Raw genomic sequence first — 12,663 nt, forward strand, 5'->3', positions numbered from 1 at the left:
TCCCTAGTAAAAATAGTTTGGCTAATAAGGGTACAACTGTTAACGCAACGATCAAGGAAAATGCAAGGGCCACGATGACAGTGATCCCAAACGGAGCAAAGAACTTGCCAACAATCCCGGGAACAAAGGAAAGCGGCCCGAAGACGGCAATCGTCGTCAGTGTGGAAGAGGTAATCGCCCCTCCTACTTCTTTGGCTGCTGTCAGAACCAATCTTTCATCACGCTTCGGGCTAGATAAGGTTCGCCTGTAAACATTTTCAATGACGACAATCGAATCATCAATTACCCGTCCGACGGCGACAGCTATTCCAGCAAGTGTCATCATGTTTAAGCTATAGTCCAAATATTTTAATGTAATCATCGAGGCTAATATCGATAACGGGATGGACAGAACGGCGACAATCGTTGCTCTTATATTACGAAGGAATAAGAACGTAACGATTACGGCAAACAATGTACCAAGCAGGACTTCCCGCAGCATCCCATCAACAGATGTTTTCACTTCTTTGGATGTATCAAATAATTTCGTTAATTTATAGCCGGCTGGAAGATCTAATGCATCCAGCTTTTCCTTTGCCTGCTCCACTACTTCCACTGTATTAGAGCCGGGAATGGCTAACATTTCTACCAGAACCGCTGGCTTTTCATTCAATCTTGTGTAGACCGTTTCCTTTTTGTTGCTATAATCAACCGTCGCGATATCTGACAAGCTTAGTTTTTGCATTCCGGCAGGCCCTTGAGCCAAAATTTGAACTTTTTTAACATCCTCAACGGAACCCAGCTTGAAATCGGCTTGCACATTGAAGGTTTTATCTTCAACATTTACCTGCCCCGCCGGGAATGAAAAATTGTGCGCTGCCAATGTTTGCTTGACTGTTTCGTACGTTATTCCATGCTGCTTCATTTTTTCCGGATTGAGTTTGATTGCCACTTCCTGTTCTGTCTCACCCGAAATATCAATGCTTCCGGCTCCTTCGATTCCTGTCAATGCCGGCTTGATTCGCTCATTGATAAATTGGGTTATGTCCGATTGATTGGCAGTTTCAGACGAAAGAGCAAACGAAAATACGGGCATGGCAGAAGGACCGTCCTTTAGAATGGCAGGCTTTTCTGCACCTGCAGGCAGCTTCATCGAAGCGACAGCCGTTGTCACATCCTTTTCCGCTTCGTCCATATTCTTACTCATATTAAATTCAAGAATCCCTACGACCACATTACTGTGTGCTTCAATATACAAATTATCCAGCTTCTTTATGCCCGACAATGCTGATTCCAATGGCTTGCCAATATCCTCTAATCCTTGGTCAGGTGTAGCTCCAATATAGGGAACCTGGACGATAATATACGGAATGTCAACATTAGGCATTGACTCCATCTTCATCGTTTTGACTGAATAAATCCCCCCGGCAATCACCATTAACATGGCAATAAAAATAACCCCTGCGTTCTTTAGTGAAAATTTAATCCATGATTTCATTACTCTCTTCCCCTCCGTTAATAAGTACTCTTTTTTTCCATTCCCTTGTGTTTTTCATGTTTTAGTTTTGTTAACTGGATAATCCTACCTGCCTATTATAAGTTTTCCACTTAATGATCAACATCGGGCAGTTGGCGTAATATTGCCTACGACCTCAGACCTAGAACTTTCCCAGCTGTAAAGAAAAAGAGTTTAGCTGTAGACCAGCTAAACTCTTCAACAAATCTATTATGTGCCAGGCAGGCTAAAAGCGGTAAAACTCCGGTTTCCGGTGCCTTACACTAGGAAGTTTTTCTCTCACACGGCGGATGCGATCTAGGTCAATATCGGAAACAATTAACGTTTCTTCTTCGCCTGCGCTGGCTAGTATGACACCCATTGGATCGACTATGATACTGCGGCCGGAGAAAATATCGCCAACGAGGTTTGCACCAAAGACGAACATCGTATTTTCAATCGCTCGCGCACGAATAAGCGTCTGCCAATGGTCCTCTTTCATCGGTCCCGCTACCCAACCGGCAGGAACAAACAGGATATCTGCTCCTTGAAGGGCAAATTGTCTTGCAATCTCGGGGAATCGCAATTCGTAGCAAACCATTAAACCGATTTTTCCAAACTCTGTTTCTACTACCTTGTATTGATTATCCCCCGGAATAATCGTCTCAGACTCCTGATAATTAAAGGCATCGTATAAATGCGTTTTTCGATAAGAATGGACGAGCTGCCCTGAACGATCAATAAATACGGTTGTGTTATAGGCACGTTTTTGATCATCTGGTTTTGATTCATACAGGCCGCAAATGACATAGATTTCGTTTTCGCGGGCAGCCTCCTTAAGCGCAGTAACAAACGGACCATCCAACGGTTCGGCTGCATCAACCGGCAATACACCCGACTTAGGGGTAGCCAGCGCCATATAAAATTCCGGGATGACAACAAAATCTGCCCCCAACCCTTTTGCTTTTGCAATGTATTGGATTGCCTTCTCTAAATTAGCAGTTTTATCAACACTTGTGGATAATTGTGCAATCGCTACTCTCATGTAAGTAAGTGCCTCCTAAAATGACAGTTTTCATATATTTTAATCTAATGTCGAGCGGTTTGGCGAACTTTTTTACATGATTAATCATTTTCTAAAGATGCCTTCTAGAGTGGGAATAATTATTCTAAGGGTTTTTGATGTGGGTGTCTTACTAAAAATATCTCAATATTTCTAGACGTGAGGCGAAAAAACACTTTGTAGGGATCAGATTTCCCAACCGAAATTAATACCATGCGTAAATCAACAGGGGAATTTCTTATAAATACAGTTCTGCCTGGAATGTGGACTGAAAAGTCTTTAGTTTCGAAATATGATTCGATTGATATCCTTAGTTAAGAAACAATCCTAGAAAGTTCAATTGTAGACCTCCATCTGTCTATCTCTAGTAGTGATTGAATGGCTGATTTTCTCCATAGCACCTTCATTTTTTATCACCCAGCATTCTAGTGATTTCCTCTTCTGTCAATACTGGATTTTCAGACTTTAATGCTTTCAATAGTTGATCTTCTTCATCTCGATCGGTAACTTCATACATATTTGGCTCTCTTATTTGGTCTACTTCAAATAAAAGGAATTTTCGATTACCAATTTGAATAAAAGATTGACCGGAATTAACTACTTTTTTAATTTCCTCATTTTCTATTTTTATTGGTTCGATTGGTACACCCCTCCTTATTGTATATTTCCATTATTATACCATCACGTCCCTCATATGCTCAACTTTGCCGAGTGAATTCGAAATGAGAGGCAGTGGACCTAAATAATTGGGACGAGGACTCTGTCCCCTCGACCCACGCATGACCTTTCCACTTTTTGGAGACGATAAAATCAACTATGGGTTCACAATGAGGAGGAAGGTAAAATGAACTGCCCGCACTGTGGTTATGTAAATCCGGAAAGGGTTAAAAGCTGCTTAGACTGCGGCTATAATAGTAGTAGTTCTGACACAACTGAGGAAAGAAACAGCCTATTTTATGAGTTTGCTTCTTTTGTTGATACGATTCCGAGGGGTGAACGGTCTGTTGAACCAAAATTTCGAAATATATTCTCGCGGGTATTCAGAAAGCATGGCGAACTTGAGGCTGAACGCCTTTTCATAGTAGGCACAGCACTTACTACACCAAAAATTCAGGAAGTGAAAGAAACATGGCCAAAACCCTGGCTTTTTGCGCGAGTCTTCCTCTTTGCACTCCTTGCCTATTTAGGACTGTACCTGGGTGTGAGCCTATTCCAAAATGTAAACTTTATCCCGGGTCTTATTATCGTCGGTGCTTTCGCCGTTCCGTTCACGACACTGATTTTCTTCTGGGAAATGAACGCTCCTCAAAATATTGCGATTTATCGAATCGTCTATGTCGTGTTTATCGGCGGAATCCTCTCCATGCTCGTGGCACTGGTGTTCTTTGATATTCTGAAAAACAACATCAATCCCATCACGATTGGTGTTTCGGAGGAACTTGCCAAAGCCGTTACCGTTATTTTTTTTGTACGAAAGCTTAAATACAAGTATATCCTGAATGGACTTTTATTGGGTGCTGCGGTGGGTGCCGGCTTTGCAGCTTTTGAAACCGCTGGTTATGCGTTAAGGGGACTTATTTCTGGAAACTTTCATACGCTTTATGCTACCATCCTTTGGCGAAGCCTATTAGCTCCCGGAGGACATGTTGCGTGGGCCGGTTTGTCAGGAGCGGCATTCTGCATGATCCAAGGAGACAAAAAATTCGAGTGGAACTTGTTGATCAAACCTAAATTTCTTCGAATCTTTATTCTTGTCGTTTTGATGCATGCACTATGGGATACACCTATAACAGATATTTTTCCATTTGGACAACTCTTTCTCATGGCTGCATCATGGATTCTGGTTTTCCGAATGATTCGTAAAGGCTTAAAGGAAATTTCAGAAAAGAAGTGGCGATTTAACTTTTATCCATTTGAACCATCTTCATAATTGGCATAAAAAATGCTCAGTGGATATAAACTCTGAGCATTTTTGGCATATTGAAATAAAGCACCGCGAAAGTAAAAAAGAACGTTATTTTACTTTTAAAGAAACGAATTTATTTTTTCCTTTTCGATTTTCCTAATAAACCGATTGCAGCTGCTACACCAATGCCGACGCCAAACCAAGCAGCCATACTCAATACATTCACCTCCATTTAGACAAAACGCTTCCTTATTGTATTGATATGATTTAAAGATACTAAAGTTTCACTAACCTGAGACGTAAATTGAATAATAATCTAGCATCCGTTAACTTATAATAAGAATTTATTGGATAATTACTTTATTAAACGCTTAGTGTTTCATACTTCTTTGCTAAAACCCAACCATTTAACCCATAGGATGCTGAAATTATGTAATAGGAATACTCCCCTTTACTTCAATAAGAAGAGAGCATCCCTTAATATTAAAGGAATGCCCTGGATAGTTAAGTATAATATTTCAAAATTGATAAAAACTTTATTTCCAACTCGCCTCTAAGAAATCACATTTTTGAACCATTAATTTTAATCCGAAGTCTTTGGAATCATTAATATATGATTCAGCAAAAGAATGTTCTTCCCTTTTTTATATTGTTCGTAATGATAGGTCTCACTTAAATTGCACTTCCAATAAGCTAATTAATTACCCTATTATTCTTCTTTTTTTCAGAATTTAAATATTCCTCTTTTAATATAGAGTAATGTGCAGTATCTGTTAGGGCACCTTTTACCATTTGGTCTCTACGAAGAGTGCCTTCATATGTCATACCTAAGCGGCTCAATACTTTTTCTGAAGCACCATTCCTTACATCATGTCCCGCAAACACTCGGTCTAAACCTAGTGTATGAAAGGCTAATTCGAGTATTAATTTCCCTGCTTCCGTCATGTAGCCCTTACCCCAAAAATGTCTATTCAATGTAAAGCCTAGTTCTCCACTATTATTCCATTCATGTATTCTAAACTCAATTGTCCCAATCATTTTGTTGCTCTCTTTTAACACGATTGCATACATACCGACTGGTTCTTTCATATAATAGTTTACTATTATTTTCTTCGTTTGGTTTACATCTGTATGTTGGTCATAAATGTAACGTGTAGTTTCTTCATCAGATGTATACTCATACATATCATCAACATCATCAAGTGAAACCGGACGTAATATGATACGCTCTCCTTCCATCTGACTATGCTCAATCATTATAAAGTTTATATTACCCATGTTAACACTCCTGTTTTATAACATTACAAGTTTTTTCATAATCTACCAATTATTATAGCATATTGCAACTATATAGCTTCTTTTGAGGCAAAAAATCATTGCCATATAAACAAAAGATTTCTTCTTAAGCTAACCTTCCCCTTTCGTATTATAAGTTAATCACAAACCAATATGAATAATTAATGTAAATAATTATTCAGAAGACTATTGATTGAGTGATTTATTTCATTTATGTTAGGATTTTCTACTTTCATATCGTTAATGCTATATTTCCTTTTTAGTTGAATTATTCTTTCTATACTTTCATTTAATCTTTGTTCGGAAATTTCCCCATTTTGAACAGCAGCTTTTAAAGAGGAGATAATCTTTACAACATTATTATAGCCATGCCCTACTAAAATAATATCGCTTCCTGCTTTAACTGATTCTACCGCTGCTTTACCAATATCAAAATGTTCTGTTATGGCACCCATTGTCATATCGTCCGTTATGATTACTCCCGTGAAACCAAGTTGTTTTCTAAGTAGATCCGTCATGACAGCTTTTGACATGGTCCCTGGATTCGTTTTATCTAATTGAGGCAATAAGATATGGGCGACCATCACAACATCTGCTCCTTGTTCAATCGCACGTTCAAACGGAATTAACTCTAATTCTTTAAGTTCCTTAAGGCTTTTATTTACAATTGGAAGATCCAGATGGGAATCAACCGATGTATCTCCGTGACCGGGAAAATGCTTAATTGTCGTGATGACGTTTTGGGACTGAATCCCTTTCATCGTTTGAATCCCAAGTTTACTTACTATTTCTGCGTTGTTTCCAAATGATCGATCCCCGATTACTGGGTTATTTGGATTGCTGTTAATATCGAGAACAGGGGCAAAATCGAGATTTAAACCAAATTCCTTTAATTCTTGCCCTAATAGTGTTCCGACTTTATAAGAAAAATCGGGATTATTTACCTGTCCAATCTTTTTATTTGGAGGAAAGTTAACAAGTCCACCCGGCAATCTTGTCACACGTCCCCCTTCTTGGTCAACGCCTAGTATAAGCGGTAGACTCGACCTATTTCCAGCTTTCAGTTGATTCACAAGTTGAACCGCTTGTCCAGGGGTTTCAAAATTATATTTGTAAAAAATAACTCCTCCGACATGGAATTGGCTTATTAACTTATTTGCGTTTGCATCCATTGAAGTCCCGGAAACCCCAGCAAGAATCATCTGGCCAATTTTATCTTCTAAGCTCATGTTAGAAATCATTTCTGAAATGGTTTGATTTGCTTGCTGACTCGGTTTTTCACCTTGTCCTTGTTGATTTGGTGTCTTTTCAATCTGTGTAAAGAGTGAGATATGGTCAACTTTAGGATTTGGTTCTTGTTCTGTTTTTACTGGTAAAACCCATAATAAATCAGTTGAAGCCGTTGCATGATAGACAAGTATCATTTGGTCATGTGTTGAATCTTTATAGTATCGAATGGCATCGGGTTCTCCACCAGTTTTCTCAATTTCATTTAAAGAAATATTTTGTAGTTCAGGATCATAAGATCGTATATCATTTACAGTCTGATCGGCATAGCCAATTGAAGCATGATGACTTTCGTATTCCTCATACCTGCCTTTTGCCGTTTCCGAAATATGGTCTGATTTTCCCCACTCTTGATTTACTTCCTTCCATTCTGCTTTACCGGAAACGAAGGAAATGTTCAGAACCTTTCCTTCCTTAGACAGGGAAAATGTTTCCTTTACTAATTTCTCAAGACTAGAAATCTGATTCTTCTTCGAATCCTCTATTTTTTTACCGGAAGGATTAGTTATAATTGGACTTTCTTTACCTTGGGTAGTCTGTTCACTACTATTTTCTTTGATTGCATAATAATAAACGCCAATGATTAAGGCTAAAATTAAAAGTGGAATCGTAAAAATAAATAGTTTATTTCGAAATTTTCTTTGTCTTTTCATACTCCAATTTCCCTTTCTAACTTTTCGTTTTTAGCTTTTATGACGTTTTTTTCACATTTTTTCGAGTTCAACTTCCGATGGTTATTTCTATTGTTTTATATCCATTCAAGAAAGTCTTTAACTTACAGAGGATGAAATCATAATCCTTTCATCCTCTATTTAAGTTGTTAATTATTATGTTTACGCCTTTAACGGAGCTCGTTAGGAGTCGTTATTTTTTTGTTTCATTTTTTATTACCATTGTCTTCCCGTATCGTTTGACATATTACGTTTAATGGTTGGGTTTGTATTTCTTTTTTATGGTATGCATATTAACTCCCCCTTTTTTTCAGTTCATGAATCATATGTGACATAAGAATGTTATTTTCTTTTTGTACTAACTCCCTCGTTACTTCAATAAAAAAAAGCATTTCAGTTAGCCGCTATAGTTTTATAAAATATAGCTCTTGATTATCTCGTCCCTATTGTGTAAAGGTTTGTTTTTGGGAAATCGGAGATAATGTATTTTTATCAAGTTGGTGAAAAACAGGTAAGAAAAAAGCGATTATTGCAACAAGAATAATCAATACTCCCATGACACTAAATAAGATCGCTATTCCGAAATAATCTGCAAAATTCCCACCAAATAGTGCGCCTATTGGGATGCCGATTTGTGATAGTAATATACGGACAGCAAATACTCTACCACGTAAGTGGCTTGGAACATATTTTTGATACAACGTTGTATTATTAATTGAAAATATAATCGAACAAAAACCTACACAGAAGATACAAATCGATAGAATAGAAAAGGACTGGAATATTCCTAACAAACCAATAAAGACTCCTGCAATCATATACGAACTTAGCATGATTATACGGCGGTTGTCCTGTTCCTTCTTTAATCCTGTAATGAGAGAGGCTAATAACATTCCAAATGATAAAAATGAAGTAAATAAACCATACTGAAATGAGGTACCCCCAATATCTTTAGTGATAAATGGCAAAAACATTGAACTTAGAGCTGCAAAGCCCATATTGAATATCATTATTAACAATCCTAATCCTAAAAACACTTTGTTCATTCTATAAAAATGGATACCCTCTGCAAATTGTTTGTACCAATTTACTTTAACTGGCATAGCTTCTGCTTTCAAACTTGTTAACTGTAATAGTAATAAACCGGTTCCACCCATTATTCCAACTAATACATACAAAACTACCTGCGCACCAAAAAATTGTAATATCACTCCAGCAAGTGGGGGTCCCACCAGAATCATGGTTTGCATAGTACCCTCTAGTATTGCATTTCCATTATTCAAACGGTTTTTTGGCAAAATTTCAGCTATATAAATCATACTTGATGGTCTATATAATGGTTCAGCTACTCCAATAAGAATCGCTGTAATATATAAATGCCATATATGTAGTGTTTCAAATGCAAACAACACTGTTGGAATAAGAAATGCAAATGCCCGTAACCATTCTGACAATACCATTACTTTCTTCCGGTCCCATCTGTCTAAATAGGGAGCTGTACATAATTGAATGAATATGCTGGTAAACATCTCAACGGCTACAATACTGCCTAACACAACTAATGATTCTGTTATTTCGTAAGCCATCCAACTCATGATAAACGTAGCAAATTGACCGCCCAAACCAGAAGCTGCTTGCCCCAGCCATATAAAGACAAATGAACGATTTCTAAATAAATCTGCCATATTTTTTATCCCCCATCCATCTCCTTCAATCCTACTTTAATTTTCTAAACTTAAGTAGCTGGTTAAAGCACTGTTAAATTGGTTTAGTGCTCCATTTCTCAAACTGTACCTTTCTCTGCCTTGGGAATAGACGTGTACACGGACTAATCCAGCTGTTCGAAGAGTAACCATATGATAATGAACTGTACTTTTGGCTAACCCTATATATTGAACAACTTCTGTAAAACTTTTTTCTCCATTAGTTAAATATCGCAGAATTCTTAAGCGATTTTCATCCATAAGAGCTCTTGCGATATTTAAAATCGATAATGAAGGAAAGTCTGGGTTCATTTGTTCAATCTGTGTTGAATAATAAATAATGGTCAGACCATTAAAGTCATTAGTCAGATTGTATGGACTAATATGATATTGTGGGATCAAAATAATCCGTTTAACCTTATTTATAAATTCTAATCTTAAACCATTTGTTATTTCTTCAATATAATCAACAGGCTTGTAATCCTTCAACAACTCTTTATTTTTCTGAGCATTTTTAGTAAGAGTATTAATGATGGATGGATCTATGTGTTGATAGTATTCTTCATACCATAAAGATAATAATTGAACCATATTTGAACGCCATTCATTAATATTACGCAAGTCATTTGTCTCTTCAGGAGTCCAAGTAGATACTTGCTCTAATATCTCTCCAACTGATACATCCCCAATCCACTCTAAAAAATCATGCACACTATCTTTTTTAGGACATGCTAATAAAAGCAAGTTAAGAATGCTCTCCTTTAATTCTGTATTTGCTATAAGTTCCAATGTGGTTTCACTCAGTTTACCTTTTACATTTCTCACCCAGCTATTTCCTAATTGAATACCTTTATGTAGTGACTTCGTTTTAAAGGCTAATAGGCTAGTAATTAACTCATTGCTTTCAGAAAATTCGATTTCCAGCTTAATATCATTCATCGTGTTCGTCTCCTATCGAACTGTTATTTTGTTCTATTATATTCGAACAAAACACAAGAATCAACTGAACTACGGATAAATGAGATGAAATATTATAAAAAGTGGGATAAGTTCTGCATTTTAATAATTGGAACTGAAATTGTTAAGGGGAAAATTACTGAACTAATCTTCAAAAAGCATTATAAAAAGGACCTAAATTTTAAAATAAGTATGTAACAGATAACTTAATACACATAAAAACGCAAAAAGCCCCAAAATACAAAGATGAATACATCTATGTATTTTGGGGCTATACCATTTGTCAAATTCAATTAAATGAATAGAAATATAAAATTTCAATTATATAATTTTTTATTTTACTGTAATTTTTTTAACTCGATTTCTCTCGAGATCTACAGTGTATAAATAATATCAATTTTGTAAATTGTGGTTTAATGTAATTTTTTCAGTATGAATTTCTTTAAAATAGGCTATTTCCAGCTTATCAAAGACTTCAATTTAGGCATACTTTAAAATGAACCGGGGAATATATTTAGTACAACATGTGAAAATCCTTTTCCTAGCTTTTATTAAAAGTCAAAGAAAATGTTTTAACTCATTTATAATTAAATAACCCAATAAAATGTCACACATTTAATAAGGAAAAGAGAGAATAGATGAACAGGATTAATATACCTGTATTCTTCTATCCTTTTTTGTACAACAAATGACCTCATTTACTACAACAACAGTGTTGTTTGTTGTTCAACTAACGCCTCGGTAGTTGAACAAGCTAATTTCCGTTTTCTGCAATTCTTTTTAGTTCTCTTGCACGAGAAATTATAAAATTTGTCATATACTTTTCCAAAATTAATTTGTCCGCAATAATTCCAAGTGGTCCAAAAGGTGACTTATACTCAAATGTATCACTCATTATAGTCCCACCTTTTTCCTCTTTGAATTGATGGGTATGTGTAAAAGAACTAAAAGCTCCTTTTACCATAATATCAACAAACACAGTGGGCTTTTCCATATGAATTACTTTTGCTGTTAACCTTTGTTTAATACCAAAATGAGTAGCTTCCCAAGTAACAGTATCGCCCTTTTCTAAATGCCCCTGCGTAACTCCACCCACAGCTTTTTCCTTAGTTTTAGCAGTAGTTTCAGTATGTATATCTACGTTTCTTGCAAGGTCAAAACATACATCCACAGGTGCTTGGATAAATTGCTTATGCTTAATAATAGGCATATGCTATCTCCTTTGTAAGAACATTTTTTCATATCTCCTATTCAACTTTTCTGCCAGTTTGTTCAACTCAAGCCCCCGTTAGCTCAATAAGGAATACCTCTCATATGGTAATATTCATTAATAAAGGAATAACCTACTCCTTTTTAGTCGGCATTTGTCAGCCACCTTCAATACAAGTAGCAGTGGAACTTCCAACAGCAGCATTTAATTCAGTAAGTAGAATAGGAACAATCTCAGAATCAACAATGCTTTCTAATGTCTTATCAGCTAATGGGACATTAAATTTCACAAAAATAGGTGCTGTAGTTTCCCATACTTCGACTATTGCTTTTGGAGACATATTAGATTGTATGACCATATTAAAACCTCCATTTTTGTTATTTATTTCACTTCAATCGTTAGCGTTTCAATAATGGGACAATCCTCCAAGTTAAATGAACTGCAGCATATTTTTCTAATTCTTTTATTAAAAAAACAACATCATCACAATCTTCTCTTCTTGCCACTGTTATGTATTTTGCAGCAATAAATTCATGATAAACTGTTCACCAATTGAACCCATTCTTCTCTTACCTGTATCTTCAAAACCTACTCTTGAGTACAGTCGCTGAGCAGGAATATTTTTATGATTAACAGCTAAAACGATCTCATCACAAGTAGGAAATTCAGCTTTTACAAAATCACTTAGTAAGAGCATACCTTGTTTCGCATAACCTTTTCCTTGCTTCGCATGATTAACAGACAACGCAGTTAACAACATAGCGTTCGGATTATCCGAATACTCCTTGACTCGTTCAGTTGAATGCAATAAAAAGAATCCTACAGGTTCATTCTCGCTTAAAATAACAATTCGATGTTGGCCTTCTGCCACCTGTAAAATCTTTCTTGGTAATGCCGTGAACTGCACCTGTTCTTCAGGGAGTTCGAAAGAATTTAATACCTCTAAATAGTCATTCGAAACATGTTTTAATTCAACTTTTTCCATAGAAGTGGTTGCTCCTTAGTTTCTTTACTATATATTACCACAGGAACATACATTCGCAAACCTTTATCCTATGATAATTAGGAGATTTCGTGTTTATGTGATATACTTTAA

10 protein-coding genes are annotated in these 12,663 nt (G+C 36.3%); 1 reads left to right on the forward strand and 9 read right to left on the reverse strand.

Translation table 11 applies throughout. The annotated features are described in order from the left end of the window. Positions 1-1,477, reverse strand: a 1,477-nt coding sequence (locus tag BANVL01_RS25800; protein WP_156482424.1) for an efflux RND transporter permease subunit, incomplete at its 3' end; no start/stop codon positions are given. 244 nt (positions 1,478-1,721) lie between these two features. After that, the gene (locus tag BANVL01_RS25805; RefSeq protein WP_066092853.1) at positions 1,722-2,519 is read right to left on the reverse strand and encodes a carbon-nitrogen hydrolase family protein; all 798 of its coding nucleotides are present in this window, start codon (positions 2,517-2,519) and stop codon (positions 1,722-1,724) included. An 862-nt stretch (positions 2,520-3,381) separates the two neighbouring features. Between BANVL01_RS25805 and BANVL01_RS25810 the strand changes: the two genes are divergently transcribed. Beyond that, positions 3,382-4,467: a PrsW family glutamic-type intramembrane protease gene (locus tag BANVL01_RS25810; protein WP_066092856.1), complete on the forward strand. Its 1,086-nt coding sequence runs from the start codon at positions 3,382-3,384 to the stop codon at positions 4,465-4,467. A gap of 669 nt (positions 4,468-5,136) precedes the next feature. Here BANVL01_RS25810 and BANVL01_RS25815 read toward each other — a convergent pair. The 7 genes from BANVL01_RS25815 to BANVL01_RS25845 form a co-directional block, all read right to left on the reverse strand. Continuing rightward, a complete protein-coding gene (locus tag BANVL01_RS25815) occupies positions 5,137-5,721 on the reverse strand; it encodes a GNAT family N-acetyltransferase (protein ID WP_066092859.1) in 585 nt (194 codons plus the stop codon). Between the two features lie 179 nt (positions 5,722-5,900). Then, positions 5,901-7,679, reverse strand: a complete 1,779-nt coding sequence (gene nagZ, locus BANVL01_RS25820; RefSeq protein ID WP_066092862.1) for a beta-N-acetylhexosaminidase — start codon at positions 7,677-7,679, stop codon at positions 5,901-5,903. Between the two features lie 461 nt (positions 7,680-8,140). Then, a complete protein-coding gene (locus BANVL01_RS25825) occupies positions 8,141-9,382 on the reverse strand; it encodes an MFS transporter (protein WP_066092865.1) in 1,242 nt (413 codons plus the stop codon). Positions 9,383-9,418: 36 nt separating this feature from the next. Continuing rightward, complete coding sequence (locus BANVL01_RS25830; RefSeq protein ID WP_066092868.1) at positions 9,419-10,339, reverse strand: ArsR/SmtB family transcription factor; 921 nt, start codon at positions 10,337-10,339, stop codon at positions 9,419-9,421. 772 nt (positions 10,340-11,111) lie between these two features. After that, on the reverse strand, positions 11,112-11,567 hold the full coding sequence (locus tag BANVL01_RS25835) for an SRPBCC family protein (protein ID WP_066092871.1): 456 nt from the start codon (positions 11,565-11,567) through the stop codon (positions 11,112-11,114). Positions 11,568-11,724: 157 nt separating this feature from the next. Next, complete coding sequence (locus tag BANVL01_RS25840) at positions 11,725-11,925, reverse strand: hypothetical protein (RefSeq protein ID WP_066092874.1); 201 nt, start codon at positions 11,923-11,925, stop codon at positions 11,725-11,727. Between the two features lie 150 nt (positions 11,926-12,075). Further along, positions 12,076-12,552 (reverse strand): GNAT family N-acetyltransferase, encoded by a 477-nt coding sequence (locus BANVL01_RS25845; protein WP_066092877.1) that lies wholly within the window; start codon positions 12,550-12,552, stop codon positions 12,076-12,078. Positions 12,553-12,663: the final 111 nt, after the last annotated feature.

This window comes from Neobacillus novalis NBRC 102450 (assembly GCF_001591805.1).
Lineage (GTDB): Bacteria > Bacillota > Bacilli > Bacillales > Cytobacillaceae > Neobacillus > Neobacillus novalis.

Excerpts from the sequence above, each read along its gene's own strand:
- BANVL01_RS25805 (WP_066092853.1), bottom strand. The coding sequence starts at position 2,519 with ATGAGAGTAGCGATTGCACAATTATCCACAAGTGTTGATAAAACTGCT.
- BANVL01_RS25810 (WP_066092856.1), top strand. The coding sequence starts at position 3,382 with ATGAACTGCCCGCACTGTGGTTATGTAAATCCGGAAAGGGTTAAAAGC.
- BANVL01_RS25815 (WP_066092859.1), bottom strand. The coding sequence starts at position 5,721 with ATGGGTAATATAAACTTTATAATGATTGAGCATAGTCAGATGGAAGGA.
- nagZ (WP_066092862.1), bottom strand. The coding sequence starts at position 7,679 with ATGAAAAGACAAAGAAAATTTCGAAATAAACTATTTATTTTTACGATT.
- BANVL01_RS25825 (WP_066092865.1), bottom strand. The coding sequence starts at position 9,382 with ATGGCAGATTTATTTAGAAATCGTTCATTTGTCTTTATATGGCTGGGG.
- BANVL01_RS25830 (WP_066092868.1), bottom strand. The coding sequence starts at position 10,339 with ATGAATGATATTAAGCTGGAAATCGAATTTTCTGAAAGCAATGAGTTA.
- BANVL01_RS25835 (WP_066092871.1), bottom strand. The coding sequence starts at position 11,567 with ATGCCTATTATTAAGCATAAGCAATTTATCCAAGCACCTGTGGATGTA.
- BANVL01_RS25840 (WP_066092874.1), bottom strand. The coding sequence starts at position 11,925 with ATGGTCATACAATCTAATATGTCTCCAAAAGCAATAGTCGAAGTATGG.
- BANVL01_RS25845 (WP_066092877.1), bottom strand. The coding sequence starts at position 12,552 with ATGGAAAAAGTTGAATTAAAACATGTTTCGAATGACTATTTAGAGGTA.